Source organism: Burkholderia sp. AU15512 (assembly GCF_002223325.1).
GTDB lineage: Bacteria > Pseudomonadota > Gammaproteobacteria > Burkholderiales > Burkholderiaceae > Burkholderia.
In genome coordinates this window covers 246,005-262,523 of sequence record NZ_NKEX01000001.1, presented here as the reverse complement: position 1 = coordinate 262,523, position 16,519 = coordinate 246,005, and the positions used below count along the sequence as shown (strand labels likewise).

At 67.2% G+C, this 16,519-nt stretch carries 18 protein-coding genes and 1 tRNA gene; 8 read left to right on the top strand and 11 right to left on the bottom strand.

Annotated features, from left to right (window positions below):
- Positions 1–26 precede the first annotated feature (26 nt).
- Positions 27–1,424: an enolase C-terminal domain-like protein gene (locus tag CFB43_RS01245; RefSeq protein ID WP_089493912.1), complete on the top strand. Its 1,398-nt coding sequence runs from the start codon at positions 27–29 to the stop codon at positions 1,422–1,424.
- A gap of 127 nt (positions 1,425–1,551) precedes the next feature.
- Positions 1,552–1,863 (top strand): hypothetical protein, encoded by a 312-nt coding sequence (locus CFB43_RS01240; protein WP_089493911.1) that lies wholly within the window; start codon positions 1,552–1,554, stop codon positions 1,861–1,863.
- Positions 1,864–1,979: 116 nt separating this feature from the next.
- Here CFB43_RS01240 and CFB43_RS01235 read toward each other — a convergent pair.
- From CFB43_RS01235 to CFB43_RS01215, 5 genes are all read right to left on the bottom strand, one after another.
- A tRNA-Ala gene (locus CFB43_RS01235) sits at positions 1,980–2,055 on the bottom strand.
- A gap of 66 nt (positions 2,056–2,121) precedes the next feature.
- Positions 2,122–2,484 carry a c-type cytochrome gene (locus tag CFB43_RS01230; RefSeq protein ID WP_089493910.1) on the bottom strand — a complete coding sequence of 121 codons (363 nt, stop codon included), beginning with the start codon at positions 2,482–2,484 and terminating at the stop codon, positions 2,122–2,124.
- Positions 2,481–3,278, bottom strand: a complete 798-nt coding sequence (locus tag CFB43_RS01225; RefSeq protein WP_089493909.1) for a BON domain-containing protein — start codon at positions 3,276–3,278, stop codon at positions 2,481–2,483. The genes CFB43_RS01230 and CFB43_RS01225 overlap by 4 nt, the downstream gene beginning before the upstream one ends.
- A gap of 17 nt (positions 3,279–3,295) precedes the next feature.
- Positions 3,296–3,880, bottom strand: coding sequence for an SIS domain-containing protein (locus CFB43_RS01220; protein WP_069246887.1), 585 nt, complete (start codon positions 3,878–3,880; stop codon positions 3,296–3,298).
- 126 nt (positions 3,881–4,006) lie between these two features.
- On the bottom strand, positions 4,007–4,435 hold the full coding sequence (locus tag CFB43_RS01215) for a YraN family protein (protein WP_179254782.1): 429 nt from the start codon (positions 4,433–4,435) through the stop codon (positions 4,007–4,009).
- Between the two features lie 46 nt (positions 4,436–4,481).
- Here CFB43_RS01215 and rsmI point away from each other — a divergent pair, with 46 nt between their 5' ends.
- The gene (rsmI, locus tag CFB43_RS01210) at positions 4,482–5,363 is read left to right on the top strand and encodes a 16S rRNA (cytidine(1402)-2'-O)-methyltransferase (protein ID WP_089493907.1); all 882 of its coding nucleotides are present in this window, start codon (positions 4,482–4,484) and stop codon (positions 5,361–5,363) included.
- A gap of 108 nt (positions 5,364–5,471) precedes the next feature.
- Here the strand turns inward: rsmI and CFB43_RS01205 are convergent, their stop codons facing one another.
- The gene (locus CFB43_RS01205; protein WP_089493943.1) at positions 5,472–6,080 is read right to left on the bottom strand and encodes a septal ring lytic transglycosylase RlpA family protein; all 609 of its coding nucleotides are present in this window, start codon (positions 6,078–6,080) and stop codon (positions 5,472–5,474) included.
- Between the two features lie 657 nt (positions 6,081–6,737).
- Here CFB43_RS01205 and CFB43_RS01200 point away from each other — a divergent pair.
- The 3 genes from CFB43_RS01200 to CFB43_RS01190 all read left to right on the top strand — a co-directional run bounded on the left by CFB43_RS01200 (position 6,738) and on the right by CFB43_RS01190 (position 8,588).
- A complete protein-coding gene (locus tag CFB43_RS01200; RefSeq protein WP_043185095.1) occupies positions 6,738–7,382 on the top strand; it encodes an MBL fold metallo-hydrolase in 645 nt (214 codons plus the stop codon).
- On the top strand, positions 7,379–8,038 hold the full coding sequence (locus CFB43_RS01195) for an exonuclease (RefSeq protein WP_089471951.1): 660 nt from the start codon (positions 7,379–7,381) through the stop codon (positions 8,036–8,038). Before CFB43_RS01200 ends, CFB43_RS01195 begins: the two co-directional genes overlap by 4 nt.
- 79 nt (positions 8,039–8,117) lie before the next feature.
- The gene (locus CFB43_RS01190; protein WP_011882933.1) at positions 8,118–8,588 is read left to right on the top strand and encodes an Lrp/AsnC family transcriptional regulator; all 471 of its coding nucleotides are present in this window, start codon (positions 8,118–8,120) and stop codon (positions 8,586–8,588) included.
- A gap of 48 nt (positions 8,589–8,636) precedes the next feature.
- Here CFB43_RS01190 and CFB43_RS01185 read toward each other — a convergent pair whose 3' ends face one another.
- The 3 genes from CFB43_RS01185 to CFB43_RS01175 form a co-directional block, all read right to left on the bottom strand.
- Positions 8,637–9,794 (bottom strand): cation diffusion facilitator family transporter, encoded by a 1,158-nt coding sequence (locus tag CFB43_RS01185; RefSeq protein WP_089493906.1) that lies wholly within the window; start codon positions 9,792–9,794, stop codon positions 8,637–8,639.
- 241 nt (positions 9,795–10,035) lie between these two features.
- Positions 10,036–10,329 carry an H-NS histone family protein gene (locus CFB43_RS01180; RefSeq protein ID WP_006491875.1) on the bottom strand — a complete coding sequence of 98 codons (294 nt, stop codon included), beginning with the start codon at positions 10,327–10,329 and terminating at the stop codon, positions 10,036–10,038.
- Positions 10,330–10,694: 365 nt separating this feature from the next.
- Entirely contained in the window at positions 10,695–11,354 is a 660-nt protein-coding gene (locus tag CFB43_RS01175) for a HugZ family pyridoxamine 5'-phosphate oxidase (RefSeq protein WP_089493905.1), read from the bottom strand.
- Positions 11,355–11,603: 249 nt separating this feature from the next.
- Here CFB43_RS01175 and CFB43_RS01170 point away from each other — a divergent pair, with 249 nt between their 5' ends.
- On the top strand, positions 11,604–12,821 hold the full coding sequence (locus CFB43_RS01170) for an MFS transporter (RefSeq protein ID WP_179243600.1): 1,218 nt from the start codon (positions 11,604–11,606) through the stop codon (positions 12,819–12,821).
- Between the two features lie 88 nt (positions 12,822–12,909).
- Here CFB43_RS01170 and CFB43_RS01165 read toward each other — a convergent pair whose 3' ends face one another.
- Both CFB43_RS01165 and CFB43_RS01160 read right to left on the bottom strand, forming a co-directional pair.
- Positions 12,910–14,052 (bottom strand): branched-chain amino acid ABC transporter substrate-binding protein, encoded by a 1,143-nt coding sequence (locus CFB43_RS01165; protein ID WP_039346789.1) that lies wholly within the window; start codon positions 14,050–14,052, stop codon positions 12,910–12,912.
- A gap of 416 nt (positions 14,053–14,468) precedes the next feature.
- A complete protein-coding gene (locus CFB43_RS01160) occupies positions 14,469–15,548 on the bottom strand; it encodes an NAD(P)H-dependent flavin oxidoreductase (RefSeq protein WP_089493904.1) in 1,080 nt (359 codons plus the stop codon).
- A gap of 223 nt (positions 15,549–15,771) precedes the next feature.
- On the opposite strand from CFB43_RS01160, the gene CFB43_RS01155 reads away from it, so the two are divergent.
- Entirely contained in the window at positions 15,772–16,464 is a 693-nt protein-coding gene (locus tag CFB43_RS01155; RefSeq protein WP_089493903.1) for a dienelactone hydrolase family protein, read from the top strand.
- Positions 16,465–16,519: the final 55 nt, after the last annotated feature.

The following is a 16,519-nucleotide window of genomic DNA, read 5'->3' as shown; positions in this document are numbered from 1 at the left end:
GCCCCACCGGAACCAGGAGCGAACCGATGTCCGAATCCCGCCGTGCCGGCACCCCGCACGTCACGCGCATGCAGGTGATTCCCGTCGCCGGCCGAGACAGCATGCTGCTCAACCTGTGCGGCGCGCACGCGCCGTACTTCACGCGCAACCTCGTGATCCTCGACGACAGCAGCGGACACACGGGCGTCGGCGAAGTGCCGGGCGGCGAAGGCATCCGCCACGTGCTCGAGCGCATGACGGATCTCGTGGTCGGCCAGTCGATCGGACGCTACCAGGCGACGCTCAACGCGGTGCGCGCGGCGCTGTCCGGCGCGGGCCCGGGTGCGGGCCGCACGATCCGGCACGAGGTGACGTCGGCCGGCGAAGCCGCGGTGCTGCGCCAGCCGCACGAGATCAACCTGCGGCTCGACAACGTGATCACCGCGATCGAGGCCGCGCTGCTCGACCTGCTCGGCCAGCATCTCGACGTGCCCGTCGCCGCACTGCTCGGTGAAGGGCAGCAGCGCGATGCGGTGCCGATGCTCGCGTACCTGTTCTATCTCGGTGATCACGGCCGCACCGACCTGCCGTATCGCGACGAGGCGCAGGCGTCGGACGCCTGGTTCCGGCTGCGCAACGAGGAAGCGCTCACGCCGGCCGCGATCGCGCGGCAGGCCGAGGCCGCGGTCGAGCGCTACGGCTTCGCCGATTTCAAGCTGAAGGGCGGCGTGATGGCCGGCGCCGACGAGATGGAAGCGATCGCCGCGATCAAGGCGCGCTTCCCCGACGCCCGCGCGACGCTTGACCCGAACGGCGCGTGGTCGCTCGACGAGGCCGTCGCGCTATGCCGCGGACAAGGCCACCTGCTCGCGTATGCGGAAGATCCGTGCGGGCCGGAAGGCGGCTATTCGGGCCGCGAGGTGATGGCCGAATTCCGCCGCGCGACGGGCATTCCGACCGCGACCAACATGATCGCGACCGACTGGCGGCAGATGGATCATGCGGTGCGGCTGCAGGCAGTCGACATCCCGCTCGCCGACCCGCATTTCTGGACGATGCAGGGCTCGGTGCGGCTCGCGCAGCTGTGCCGCGACTGGGGGCTCACGTGGGGCTCGCATTCGAACAACCACTTCGACGTGTCGCTCGCGATGTTCACGCATGCGGCGGCGGCCGCGCCCGGCACGATCACCGCGATCGACACGCACTGGATCTGGCAGGAAGGCGATGCACGGCTTACATGCGAGCCGCTGAAGATCGTCGGCGGCCAAGTGGCCGTGCCGGAGCGGCCGGGGCTCGGGATCGAGCTCGACATGGCGCAGGTCGAGGCCGCGCATGCGCTTTATCGGCAAGTCGGCGGCACGGCGCGCGACGACGCGGTCGCGATGCGCTATCTCGTGCCGGGATGGACGTACGATCCGAAGCGGCCTAGTTTCGGGCGGGGGTGAAGGTGAAGGCGGGCGACGGCGGGTTGGTTGCCAAACGTGGAAAACGCCCGCATCCTGCCGGCTGCCTGAATCGGCCTTCACGGCGAACGGTTCGGCGGCCCGTCCACCCGAATAAGAACCGCCCGTCATGACGTCTTCCAATCCGACACCGCGACAGCTCATCGTCTACATCCTGTATTCGGTGCTGGGCCTGCCCGCGAGCATGACCGCCGCTGGCTATGTCGCGCCGCTTATCACGCGGAACGTGTCGAACTTCGAAGGCGGCGCCGGCTACGCAACGTTGTGGTGGCTCATCCTGCTGACCTGCGCGTTCTACGCGCTGTCGTTCGTCGTTTTCGCGCTGCTGCGGAAGAGAACGGTGATTCTCGCGGTCGTCACGATGGCGCTCGCCGCGTTGGCGGTGCCGACGTTCAGGCTCGCGCACGAACTGCTGACCTGACCGGCCACCGGCCGCCCCACCCCGCCACGTCGAGTGCGGCGCCTGGGTCCGGCGTGCCATCGCAGACCCGCAAAAACAAAAAGGCCCGATCTTGCGATCGGGCCTTCGAATTCCGTTGGTGGAGCGGAGGAGGATCGAACTCCCGACCTTCGCATTGCGAACGCGACGCTCTCCCAGCTGAGCTACCGCCCCAACAGTCAACCATCATACACACGCATTTCCGCGCTTGGCAATAGGGGATGAAGCGCCCCTGAAACCTTACTTTGACGGCGCGCCAGCCAGCACCCATTCGACCACCGAACGCACGTCGGCGTCGCTCATGCGCGGGTGCGCGGGCATCGGAATCGCACCCCAGACGCCCGAGCCGCCCTCCTTCACCTTCTTCGACAGCTTGGCCACAGCCTGCGGATCGGACTTGTAGCGGGCGGCGATATCCTTGAACGACGGGCCGACGAGCTTGCGGTCCACCGCGTGGCAGCCCATGCAGGCGTTGCCGCGCGCGACCTTCAGGCCGTCACCGACATCCGCATGCGCGCCGCCCAGCGTACCCACCACGAGCGCCGCAGCCGCGGCGCCCTGCACCATCCATTGTTTCATCTGCTTCATCTGCCTGTTCTTCATTGCGCCGGCGCCTTCGGGTTGCCCGGGTGCACGTTCGACGAATTCGAGATCGGTGCGGGCGGCTGCAGCGGCGCGGACTGCACCGACGCGTCGGGCACGGCGCCCACCGTCGCGGTATCCGCGGGCGCGGCGGCCTGCGCACCGGACGCGCCGCTCGCGGGCGATGCGTTCTGCAGCGCCTGCGCGTCCTGCGGCTTCACGTACTGGAACACCTTCACGACCTTCTCGACGCCCGGCACCTGGCTGGCGGCTTCCGCGCCGCGATTGCCCTCGTCGACCGTCACGAGCCCCATCAGGTAAAGGTTGCCGCGTTCGCTGACGACCTTGTAGTAGTTCGACGAGATGCCCTTCGTCGCGATCAGCTCGGACTTCACGCGCCCTTCGAGGTACGAGTCGTTCGCGCGCGACGACAGCGACGACGCCGGCTCGACCGACAGCTCGTTGACGATGCCGTTCACGTTGTTGATACCGCGCACGATTTCCTCGGCGCGCTGCTTCGATGCAACGTTCGGCACTTCGCCCGTCAGCAGCACGCGCCGGTTGAACACAGTCACGTTCACGTGCGACTGGTCGGGCAGCCCGTTGTTGATCTGCGTGAGCGACTTGACCTGGATCTCGCGATCTTCCGTCTGCGCGCCGAGCGTACGGCGATCGGTCGCGATCAGCGCGCCGCCGCCGGCCGCTGCGCCCACGACCCCGAGCACACAACCTTGCAGCGACACGGCGAGGCCCGCCGTCAGCGCAGCGAGCAGCGTGGTTCTGACGAGCGTCTGTTTGACGCGGCTTTGATTCATCGACGGCTCTCCTTCGTTCAATCCTCACCCAGCAGCATCGCGTCGATGCCGTCGCACAGGCAGTGGATGGTCAGCAGATGGACTTCGTGGATGCGCGCCGCGCGAACGGCGGGCACGCTGATCGGAATATCGGTATCGGACAGCGCGGCGGCAACCGCATGGCCGTCGCCGCCCGTCAGCGCGACGACGGTCATCTCGCGCTCGTGCGCTTCGTCGATCGCCGCCAGCACGCGCGGCGACGCGCCGGCCGGATCGAGCACCAGCAGGATGTCGCCGGTCTGGCCGAGCACGCGCACCTGCTGAGCGAACAGCTGATCGGCGGACACCGCGCCCGCGAGGCCGCCCTGCGACGCGTCGGTGGCCAGCGCGATCGCGGGCAGGCCCGGGCGCTCGCGCTCGAAGCCGCCGACGAGCGACACGGCGAGGTAGTGCGCGGCGGCGGCCGACGGGCCGTCACCGCACGCGACGATCTTGTTGCCGTTCGCCAGCGCGGCGAACATCGCATCGACCGCGGCTGCGATCGGCAGCGACAGCGCGTCGGCCGCTTCGGCGTGAAGCGCGGCGCTGTCGCGGAAATGTTGCTGAATACGTTCGACTGACATCGATTCCTGGTGAACTGGGCGCGTGGCACGCATCGCGCGACATCGTGGGTGCGGCGAGTTTACCGTACTCCGGCACCCTCTCCAGGGGTCCGGCAAGAACTCTTTACATCTCGTCACAGCTCGCCGCTACGCATCGTCGGCACGAAATGCGTCGCGCAGCCACGCGAGCCGGCCGGCCTCGAACGCGACGACGTCGAAGCGGCACGCGGCGCCGGCGCCGTGCCGCGCCCAGAACTGGAGCGCGGCCGCCACCAGGCGACGCCGCTTGCGCCAGCCGACGCTCGCGGCCGCGCCGCCGTGCCGGGCGCTGCGCCGCGCGCGCACCTCGACGAACACGAGCATGCCGTCGGGCTCGCGCATCACGAGATCGAGCTCACCGCCGCGCATCGTCACGTTCGCCGCAACGAACCCGAGGCCGCGGCGTTCGAGAAACTGCCGCGCGCGCAGCTCGAACGCCGCGCCGACCGGTTTGGATCGCGCCGCATCCGAAAAGTTGTCGCCGGCGCGCACCAAACCGCACCCGTCGCCCGGCCGGGCCGGCGCCGCGTGGCACAATGCCGTCCTTGTTCCGCTTGCGCCGCGATTGCGCGCATTGCCTGCCATGACTGCCCTCCTCGAACTCGCGCACACGCAGCACTACCCGGACGCTGCCCTCTACGTGGTCGCCACGCCGATCGGCAACACCGCCGACATCACGCTGCGCGCGCTGCACGTGCTCGGCCTCGCCGACCGCATCGCGGCCGAAGACACCCGCAACACGGGCCAGCTGCTCGCCCGCTACGGGATCTCGAAACCGCTCGTCGCCGTGCACGAGCACAACGAACGCGAAGCCGCGCAACGCGTGATCGAACTGCTGCGCGGCGGCGAGCGCGTGGCCTACGTATCGGACGCCGGCACGCCCGGCATCTCGGACCCCGGCGCGCGGCTCGTCGACGCGGTGCGCGCCGCCGGCTTCGCGGTGATCCCGCTGCCGGGCGCGAGCGCGGCGGTGACCGCGCTGAGCGTGGCCGGCGACTGGGCCGGCGCGTTCACGTTCGCGGGCTTCCTGCCGCCTAAGACGAAGCAGCGCGCGACCGCGCTGCAGGCGCTGGTATCGCACCCGTATGCGCTGGTGTTCTACGAAGCCCCGCACCGGATTGCCGAAACCGTCGCCGCACTCGCCGACGCATTCGGCCCCGCGCGCCGGCTGCTGATCGCGCGCGAGCTCACCAAGCTACACGAGCAGTTGTTCCAGGGCACCCTGGCCGAAGGACAGACCTGGCTCGCCGGCGATGCGAACCGGCAGCGCGGCGAGTTCGTGCTGGTGGTCGAAGGCGCCCCGGCGAAGAGCGGCGAAGCCGACGACACCGCGCACGACGCGCTGCTCAAGCTGCTGCTGGAAGAGGTGCCGGTGAAGAGCGCGGCCAAGCTCGCGGCCGCGCTGACGGGCGCGTCGCGCAACACGCTGTATGCGCGTGCGCTGGTGCTGAAGGACGAAAGCTGACGCGCGAGGCGGCCGGCACCGGGAAGCCGGCACCGGCATCGCGCCGCGCAGGAAAGACAAAGGGCTGCCCTCGGGCAGCCCTTTTGCATGAGCGGTCGAGCCGCTGCGTTACTTCGCCGAGACCGACGCGAACATTTCGTCGCGAGCCTCGCGCGCTTCCTGCGGCGACAGCCCTTCGATCTTCACGCGGCCCGTGCCGGCGTGCACGAGGCCGATCATCTTGGCGGCCGCATACGACAGGTCGAGCACGCGGCCGCGCTTGAACGGCCCGCGATCGTTGACTTTCACGACGACCCACTTGCCGGTCGACGAATTCGTCACCTTGATGTACGACGACAGCGGCAGCGTGCGGTGTGCGGCGGTGAGTGCGTTCATGTTGAAGCGCTCGCCGTTCGCGGTGCGGCGGCCGTGGAAATCCCGCCCGTACCACGATGCGCGGCCCGTCTGGCGGAAATCCGACACATCCTTGCCGTCGATCGGCTCGGCGTCCGCCAGCGACGACTTCTTCGCGTCCTTGCTGTCGGCAGCCGGCATCGATGCCAGCGCTGAATCAAAATTCAACTGCTTGTCGCTATCCGCCTTCGCGGCAGCGGCCGTCTTGTCGACCGCTTTCTTCTGGTTCGCGCTGCTGGTGGTCTGGCTGGGTGGCACCGCGCAGCCCGTCAGCGCAAAAAACAATGCAATGGTCCCGAATCGACTCGGAAAACGTAAATTCATCGACGTGTCGCCTTCTGGTTCGGGCCGCTGCTTCATCACGCCGATTCACGGCGCAGATATGCGGCCCGGACGGCAAATGCGTGCACGCCCCGCTCGGATGCGAGCAGGCGGCTAGCATGGGCGCGGCTTTCGTCTAGGCCGCAACCGTCCTGATTAGCTTTCACGTCTGGCACAACCTGTCCCCAACAGCCTGACCAGACCCCACATGCCGCCATCGAACATGGCTTCACGTTCGCGCGCGTCGAAACGACCGACTCACAGGAACGGCGGCACAGGCCCCATCCGGCGGCGCGGCAGCAGGGCCGCAGGCGGGCGCGCAGCACCCGGCCGGACAAGACGTGAGCACCGAATATTCAGTGCTGGATACACCGCCGGACTCCCCGGCGGCTGATGCTTGACGGTGCCTCCGACGCCCCTTTTTTAACGGGGCCGAAACACCAGCGAATTGCGTGAAATTCACGTGCAATGGGGCGCATTATACATAAACCAAAAGGTTGTCTCGGAAAGCGCCCGTCGGGGACCATTGATTCTCACTATGGCGGTAACAATCGACATGCTCCGGGAATGCCCGGAGGCGTGCACCGCGACGCGCATCGCGCGACCGGCAGGCGGCACGCGCGACCGGTACAATCGCTCCTTTTAGCCGCCGGTGCCTCCATGAAAGTCACGCTCATTCCGGTCACGCCGTTCCAGCAGAACTGCTCGCTGCTCGTCTGCGAAAAAACGGGCCGCGCCGCCGTCGTCGATCCGGGCGGCGATCTCGACCGGATCGAACAGGAAGTCGCGCGGCAGAACGTGCAGGTCGAGAAGGTGCTGCTCACGCACGGGCACATCGATCACTGCGCGGGCGCGAAGACGCTCGCGACGCATTACGGCGTGCCGATCGAGGGGCCGCAGGAAGAAGAGCGCTTCTGGATCGAGAAGCTGCCGATGCAGAGCGAACGCTTCGGCTTTCCTGCCGCCGAAACCTTCGAGCCGGATCACTGGCTGAACGACGGCGACACCGTGCAGTTCGGCGACGAGACGCTCGAGGTCTATCACTGCCCGGGCCACACGCCCGGCCACGTCGTGTTCTTCAGCCGCGCGCATCGCGTCGCGATCGTCGGCGACGTGCTGTTCGCGGGCTCGATCGGCCGTACCGATTTCCCGCGCGGCAATCACGAGGATCTCGTCCGGTCGATCAAGGAGAAGCTGTGGCCGCTCGGCGACGACGTGACGTTCGTGCCGGGCCACGGCCCGGTGTCGACGTTCGGCGACGAGCGCCGCACCAACCCGTTCGTGTCCGACAAGGTATTCGGATGAACCAGACCGCCATCCCGGAAATCTACGTCAGCACCGATGTCGAGGCCGACGGCCCGATTCCCGGCCCGCACTCGATGCTGAGCTTCGCGTCTGCCGCCTATACCGAGGACAAGCAGCTGATCGCGACGTTCTCGGCCAATCTCGACACGCTGCCGGGCGCGCAGGCGCACCCGGTGCAGGAAGCGTGGTGGAAGACCGAGCCCGAAGCATGGGCCGCGTGCCGAAAGGACCTGCAGGCGCCCGAAGCGGCGCTGCTCGCGTACGTCGACTGGGTCGAGGCGTTGCCCGGCAAGCCGGTGTTCGTCGCGATGCCGGCGGGCTTCGATTTCACGTTCATGTTCTGGTACATGATGCGCTTCGCGGGCCGCTGCCCGTTCTCGTGGTCGGCGCTCGACATCAAGACGCTCGCGTTCGCGATGACGGGCCTGCCGTACCGCAAGGCGATCAAGCCGCGCTTTCCGAAGCACTGGTTCGACGACCATCCGCACACGCACGTCGCGCTCGACGACGCGATCGAGCAAGGCGCGCTGTTCTGCAACATGCTGGCCGACCTGCGCCGCCAGCAGGCCGCGCTCGCGGGCCTCGCGGTGTCGGACACCGATCGGTCGGAAAGCGCAGGCGCGGGACAAAATCCCACGGATCCGCGAGCAAATTAGCGAATCTCGCTCAACAACGCGACGCCAGATTGCCTTTCCTTTCCCGGCCCTCTAACATTCAGCGTGTTGTAGTTGCCGCATGGAGGCGCAGGTGACGCTCGATTCCTTTTCGCAAAAAATCCTTCGCCTGTTGCAGCTCGACGCGCGCCGCTCGGTCCAGGAAATCTCGGACCAGGTCGGCCTGTCGAGCACGCCGTGCTGGCGCCGCATCAAGGACATGGAACAGTCGGGCGTGATCCAGCGCTACACGGCGCTGCTCGATCGCGAGAAGCTCGGCCTGCACGTCTGCGCGCTCGCGCACGTGCACCTGACCCGCCACAACGAAGGCGGCGTCGAGCAATTCGAGCGCGAGATCTCGACCTGCCCGGAAGTCACCGAGTGCTACAGCACGACCGGCGAAGCCGATTACATCCTCAAGATCGTCGCGCCGGACATCAAGGCCTACGACGTGTTCCTGCACGAACGCATCTTCAAGATCCCCGCCGTGTCGCAGGTACGCACGAGCGTCGTGCTGCGCGAGATCAAGTTCGACACGCAACTGCCGCTGTAACGCGCCGGCACGCGCTGGCGGCCGTCCATCCCGCGCGCCCGCGGCGGGTCACGCCTGCGCGGGCATCGTGCGCGTGAAGCCGATCCGGCGCGCGCCGAACTCGCGCTTCAGCGCGTCGGCGCCGAGCCGGCCAGCCAGCGCCGCATCCGTCTCGTGCGGATCGCAGGTAAGCGTCACGTCGATCTCGAGCCCCGTACTCAGGTAATGCAGGTTGATGGCCGCCGCATGCAGCCCGCGCTGCGCGAGCGCGGCCTCGAGCCGTGCCACGATCTCGCCGCGCGGCGGCAGCGCGAGCGCCGGACGGCGCGCCGCGTCGTTCTCGGGATCGACGTGGATCAGCGCATCGAGCACGCGAGGGTCGTTCAGCACGCGCGCACGCGCGGTCTCGGCGATGTAGTGCCCTTCGGAGACGGAGATTTTCGGATCGACGAGGATGTGCGCGTCGACGAGCGCGGCGTCGCCCATCTTGCGCGTGCGCAGGTCGTGCACGTCGCGCACGCCCGGGGTCGCCGCGAGCAGCGCGCGGATCTCGGCCGTATCGGTCGTATCGAGCGCGCGGTCGGAGAGATCCTGCAACGCGTCATAGCCGAACGTCCAGCCCATGCGCGCCACCATGAAACCGACGATCGCCGCCGCGATCGGGTCGAGCAGCCGCACGCCGGCCAGGCTGCCGACGATGCCGATCGCGACGACGAGCGACGACGCGGCATCCGAACGCGCATGCCATGCGTTCGCGACGAGCATCGCCGAACGGACGCGCCGCGCTTCGCGCAGCATGTAGCGAAACAGCGCCTCTTTCGACACGAGCACCGTCAGCGCGACGATCAGCGCGGAAAAATGTACCGCCGGAATGTTTTCGAGATTAACGAGGCGGTCGCCGGCCCGCCACAGCATGCCGACGCCAACCGCAATCAGGATCGCGCCGAGAAACAGCGAGGCGACGGTCTCGTAGCGGCTGTGGCCGTAATTGTGGTCGGCATCCGGCGATGCGCCGCTATGCCGATTCGCAACCAGCACGACAAAATCCGAGATCAAATCGGAAATCGAATGCACCCCGTCAGCAATCAATGCCTGCGAATGGGCAATCACGCCGACGACGATCTGAAATGTCGCAAGCACGACATTCAGCACAATACTGACGAACGTGCTCTTGCGTGCAACCGCGTGCTTATCTGCGCTCTGCGCGTCGCCGGAAAACGTGGACATGAAATATGAGATATCGGTGAGCGATACCCGATTCTATCAAGGGCGCCCCGTGAACCTCGCCAATACCCACAAATTTCTTATTTAAATCAACCGCTTATGCGAACGGGTCGTATTTTCATTCACGCCCCATCATTACATTTTCATGACAACGCCATGTGCGCGGCGACCGCTGAAAACAAAAAAGCCGCGCTCCTTAACGGACACGCGGCTCTTTTGAAGAGCAGGCTATTTAAACGGGCGTTTAAATCGCAAACTGTTCGCGGTTCTTGCCGGCGATCCAGCGCGGCGGCTTGCCGCGGCCCGACCACGTCGCGCCCGTTTCCGGATCGCGGTATTTCGCGGCAACGCCTGCGCGCGGACGACCAACCTTACCTGCCTTCGCGCGGCTGAGACCGAGTTCGGCGAGCGAAAAGCCGTAGTCGGCAATTTTCTGCTTCACGTCATTCAGCACTTCAGCGTATTCACGCGACTTTGCTTCTTCGATTTGCTTCTCCAGCTTCTCCCGCTGGGCCAGCAGGTCCTTGTAAGAAGACATAGTTTCCCTTTCTATCTGACCAATGGCGCCGGTCTGCAGCCAGCTCACCATTCATGAAATATATGTGCCTCGGATTTTCGAAGGCAGAGATTAGCACAAAAAAGATTTGATAGAAGCGAGATTCATGAAAATCCCGAGATCAATTGGAATTCACACGTGTCATTTTGACCGGCCGCGGCCTTTTCTCAAATTTTTACGTTCCTACACAGAGATTAGGACATTAGCGATTGGCTATTAGGTCTATCAACATACGCAATTACCCTGCATTTGAAAAATAGAAGCTTTCATCGGACGACAGTTTTACGAAAATCGGATGGCGCGCCTCGCTAAACGGGCTCGGCGCGGACCCGCCGGTATCCGCGACGTCACGTCACATCCCGCGCGCACGCAATCAGCCGCTCGCGCCATTCGCCCGCATCGGCCAATGGCGTATCAAACGGCGTACGCACGCGGCGGCCGGCATGTCGCCAGTCGGTGCCGTGGCGATCGACGCCGAGCAATTCGAGCCCGTCGCGGCGCGCCGCGCCGGCATCGTACGCGTCCCATAACGCCTGCTCCTCGTCGAACGCGAGCGGCGGCAGCGTATCGAGATGCGTGCCGTCGACCCAGCCCATGCGCCCGAACCCGCCGATATAGCGCAGCCGCTCGACATCGAGTGCCCAGAACGTGAAATCGCCCAGCGCGAGATAGCGCGCGGCATCCGGCTCATAACGACAGTAGCGCGCGGTGACGTGCGGATCGTCGCCGAGCGGCACGAACCGGCCGAGCAGCGTCGCGCGCTCGGCGTTCAACACGTCGCCGTCGGGCGCATCGACGACGAGGAAGCCCGCGCGCGGATCGGCGGCCAGATTGCGCGTGTGCTCCGCGAGGCCGCTCACGAGGATCACGGGACGATGGCTTGCATCGGGTGCAAACGGGACGACCGTCGGATACGGGAAACCCTGCGGATCGCGCGCATGGGTGGCGAGCGTGCCGAGCGCGCAGCGGTGCAGCAGATGCACGGCGAGAGCGGGATCGATGTTCAAGAGGACTCCTGCGGTCGAAGGGTGGCGCGCCGGGCACGCCATTCGCTCCGATGTTACCCGCGGGCGCGGCGCGCCGTGCACCGGTCGAACGGCCAAGGCAGTCGATGCGGCCGAACGCGGGTCACCGGGACATCGCCGGATCATCGGCCGAACGGCCAACGCCCGGCACGATCGTAAGCGGTTCGATAGAATCGGACGGATCCGACGGGCGCCGCACGCGTCCGTGCATTTCCTTTGATGAGCGTCATCGTGTCCGAATCCTCCTCCCCCGAATCGTCGTCCCCGTTCGCCGCGCCGCCCGACGCGCATCGCGTGCTGTCGCTGCCGGCCCGCCAGCGGGCCCGCGCGGCATCGATGGCGCTGTTCTTCGTCGCCGGCATGATGTTCGCGTCGTGGGGCGTGCACGTGCCGACCGTGCGCGACAAGTTCGCGCTGAGCCCCGGGCTGCTGTCGATCGCGCTGTTCGCGGTCGCCGTCGGCTCGATCGCCGCGATGCTGACCATCGCGCGCTGGATCGCGCGCGTCGGCTCGCGCACCGCGTGCCTCGCGGGCGGGCTCGTGATGTCGGCCTGCGCGGCGCTGATCCTCGTCGTGCCCGACTACCCGATGCTGCTGGCGGTGCTCGCGCTGTTCGGCTTCTCGATGGCGACACTCGACGTCGCGATGAACGCCGAGGCCAGCGCGGTCGAAATCGCGATCGGCAGGCCGATCATGTCGTCGCTGCACGGCATGTTCAGCATCGGCGGGATGGCCGGCGCGGCCGCCGGCGGCGCGCTACTGTCGGCCGGCATGGCGCCGGCCGTGCATCTCGCGCTCGCGGCGGCGACCAGCGCGACGGTGCTCGTGGTCGCCAGCCCGGCCGTGCTCCCGCATGTGCCGCATCACGAACACGCGCACGGCGGCGGCAACCGCTGGCGCTCGCCGGCGTTGTGGATGCTCGGCGGCATCGCGCTCGTCGCGCTGATCGCCGAAGGCGCGATGTACGACTGGGCGACGGTCTACATGCGCGACGTCGTCGTGGCGAGCCCCGCGCTCGCCAGCGCCGCCTATGCCGCGTTCTCGGGCGGGATGGCCATCGCGCGCTTCGCGGGCGACGCCGTGCGCGCCCGCTTCGGCGCGCCGCAACTCGTGTTCGCGAGCGCGTCGCTCGCCTGCGCGGGGATGATCGGCGCGCTGCTGCTGCCGTATTCGGCCACGGTGCTGACCGGCTTCACGCTGATGGGCCTCGGCCTCGCGAACATGATGCCGGTGCTGTTCGCGGCCGCCGCGCGCGTGAAAGGCATCCATGCAGCCGAAGGGCTCGCGCACGTGGCCGGGCTCGCGTATTTCGGCATGCTGTTCGGTCCGGTCGTGATCGGCGCCGTCGCGCAGGCGTCGAACCTGACGATCGGCCTGTCCGTCGTCGCGCTGTGCGCGGCACTCGTCGCGGCCGTCGCGCCGAAGGTGCTCGCGCGGCTGAAGATCTGACGGGGCGCGGCGCGCGCCGGCCCAAAAAGAAAGCGCGCATGCGTTGCCGCATGCGCGCTTTCACCCCTTCTGTTGACCGCTTGTATCGTTACATCTTCACTTCGTCGAGCAGCGACTTCTTGCCGCCCTTGTAGTTGTACAGCGAGATCACGCCGTGCTGCAGGTCGCCCTTCGAGTCGAAGGTCGTCGTGCCGATCACGCCCGAGTAGTTCGTCGCCGGCATCGCGGCGAGGATCTTCGCCGGATCCGCCGAGTTCGCGCGCTTCATCGCATCGACGATGATGTACACGGCGTCATACGTGAACGGTGCGTAGATCTGGATCGGCTGGCCGAAGCGCTTCTCGTACTTCGCCTTGAACGCCGCGCCGCCCGACATCTTCTCGAGCGAAGCACCGGCTTCCGAGCACACCACGTTGTCGGTCGCGTCGCCGGCCAGGTCGGCCAGCTTTTCCGTGCACACGCCGTCGCCCGCGAAGATCTTCGCGCGCAGGCCGAGCTGCTTCGCCTGCTTCGCGAACGGGCCGCCGGTGGCGTCCATGCCGCCGTACATGATCGCGTCCGGATTCTCGCCCTTGATCTTGGTCAGAATCGCGCGGAAGTCGACCGCCTTGTCGTTCGTCGCGTCATGCGACACCACCTTCAGGCCGAGCGCCTTGGCCTTCTTCTCGAACTCGTTCGCGAGACCCTGGCCGTATGCGGTCGAATCGTCGACCACGGCCACGCTCTTGATGCCCTTCGAGTGCGCGTAGTTCGCGAGTGCCGGGCCCTGCTGCGCATCGGTGGCCACCACGCGGTACGTGGTCTTGAAGCCCTGCTGCGTGTAGGCCGGGTTGGTCGCCGACGGCGAGATCTGCACGATGCCCGCATCGCTGTAGATCTTCGAGGCCGGGATCGACGTGCCCGAGTTCAGGTGGCCGACCACCGCGACGACCTTGTCGTCGACGAGCTTCTGCGCAACCTGCGTGGCCTGCCGCGGGTCGGCCGCGTCATCCTGCGGGTCGAGTTGCAGCGTGATTTTCTGGCCGCCGACCGTGAGACCCTTGGCGTTGATCTCTTCAACCGCGAGACGTGCGCCGTTTTCGTTGTCCTTGCCCAGGTGTGCAATGCCGCCCGTCAAGGGCGCGACGTGGCCGATCTTGACGACTTGATCGGCCGCTGCGTTGCCCGCAGCTGCAGCGCACAGCATCGCGGCCGCGGTGATCGGCAACAGCTTTTGCATCTTGATATTCATGTAAGTCTCCAGTTTCGGTCCCAATAAACGCCATCGCCCGGTGCCCCGCTGCCATCCCTGTGTTTGCAATCACTGGACGATTCGCCGGTTGCATCGTTCATGCACTTGGCCTCAAGCACGTGAAAACCGCCGCTTTTAGCAGCCGCCCGTCCGTACTTGCGCGCAAGTGTAGGTGATCAAATTAATTTGTGGGACTTTTTTGGGGTAGTGGTAACACTACCGATATGCACGCTTTGGAACGACTCCTCGAATATCGCCGCGAGCCGCGCCGGATAAGGGTTTCCGCTAATTCCAGGCGACTTGATGAAAGGTCGTTTTAAAACATTCCGGGGGCATTTCGATTCGGTATTTTGTGCCCGTGATCATTGAATGAAACGCGCGTGACAACGCGCGTTTCGTCGTCCGATATGAACGATTCAGGCGGCCGCCGCACGCCATTCGGCATCGAGCGCCGCGACGAGCTGCGACGTCGTCGGCGCATCGCCGCGCCGCCGCGCAAGCGGCGCGCCCTGCCCGGCCCACAGCGACAGATAGTCGCCGTCGTTCGCGCGCGCGGCGGCCTGGCGCAGCGGCTGCGTCAGCGCGTTCTGCACCGGGTACGGCGCGGCGTCGGCCACGCGTTCGCCGAGCCGGGCCATCAGCGTGTTGCGCAGCCCGCGCGCGTGGCGGCCGGTGATGGCGCGCGTGACCTGCGTCGACGTGTCGGCGCTCGCGAGCAGGCGCGCCTTCCAGTCCGCCGCGATCGCGCTTTCCGTGCAGGTGAGGAACGCGGTGCCGAGCTGTGCGCCCTGCGCGCCGAGCGCAAGCGCGGCCGCGATCCCGCGGCCGTCCATGATGCCGCCCGCGGCGAGCACGGGCAGGCCGGTCGCGTCGACCAGTTGCGGCACGAGCGCGAGCGTGCCGATCAGTGCATCGTCGGCGGAACCGATGAACGTGCCGCGATGGCCGCCCGCCTCGGCGCCCTGCGCGGACAGCGCGTCGGCGCCGGCCGCCTGCCAGGCGAGACCCTCGGCCACGTGCGTCGCCGTGCCGATCACGTAGGTGCCGGCCGCCTTCAGGCGCGCGACGTCGGCTGCATCGAGCACGCCGAACGTGAAGCTCGCAACGGGCACGCGCAGCGCCACGAGTGCGTCGAGCTGCGCGCGGAAGTCGGGCGCGTAGCGCGCGGGCGCGGTGCCCGGCGGCAACCCGAGCGCTGCATGCAGCGGGTCGATCGCGGCGAGCGCGCGGGCGACGGTCGCCGCGTCGGGCGTCGCGTCCGGCAGCACGAACAGGTTGATCGCGAACGGGCGATCGGTCGCCGCGCGGATGGCGTCGACTTCGGTCGCGAGGCGCTCGGGCGCGAACGCGGCGGCACCGAGACTGCCGAGCGCGCCGGCATTCGACGCGGCGGCGACCATCGCGGTCGTGGTCGCGCCGACCATCGGCGCCTGCACGAGCGGCAGGCGCAGGCCGAAGCGTTCGGAAAAGGGCGTGGAAAACAGACGGGCGGACATGGTGAATCCTTCGATGACGGTGCGCGAAAGCGCTTTGTAAAGGCCGGCACATCGACTCTATCGAAGCGGCGCAGCGCCGAAAAATGAATTATCGAGATCGAAACGATCGCTGCGCGAGAAGCGGGCGCGTGCGCTGCAGCGTCACACGATCGATGGCACACTAGGCCGCCCTCTTCCCCCTAGGGGCGCGCATCGCGCACCCCGTTCGCCAGGAGTTCAGAACGTGACTGCCCAATGGATCGACATCCCCGCCGGTAACGACACTTTCGGCGGCTATCTCGCGCTGCCCAAGCGCGGCAAAGGCCCTGCCGTCATCATCATCCAGGAGATCTTCGGCGTGAACGCGCACATCCGCGCGGTCGCCGACCAGTACGCGTCCGACGGCTTCGTCGCGCTCGCGCCGGACGTGTTCTGGCGCACGCAGCCGCGCGTCGAGCTGACCTACGAAGGCGCGGATCGCGACAAGGGCATCGAGCTGATGAAAAAGACCGACGTGGGCCTCGCGGTCGCGGACATCGGCGCGGCCGCCGATGCGTTGCGCGCGCGCCCGGAAGTGGCCGGCAAGATCGCCGCGATCGGCTACTGCTTCGGCGGCCAGCTCGCGTACCGCGCGGCCGCGACCGGCAAGATCGACGCGGCCGTGGCCTACTACGGCGGCGGCATCCAGAACGCGCTCGATCTGGCCGGCCAGATCAAGCAGCCGATCCTGTTCCACTACGCGGGACACGACCACGCGATCCCGCCCGAGGCCGTCGACCAGGTGAAGGCCGCCTTCGCCGGCCACGGCCACGCGTCGTTCCACGACTATCCGGGCGCGGAGCACGGCTTCAACTGCACGGATCGCGCGTCGTACAACCAGCGCGCGTCGGCGCTCGCGCACGGCCGCACGCTGACCTTCCTCGCCGAGCACCTCTAAAAACGGCCGGCCGCGGGCCCCGCGCACCGGGCCCGCGTTATGCTGCTGTCATCGC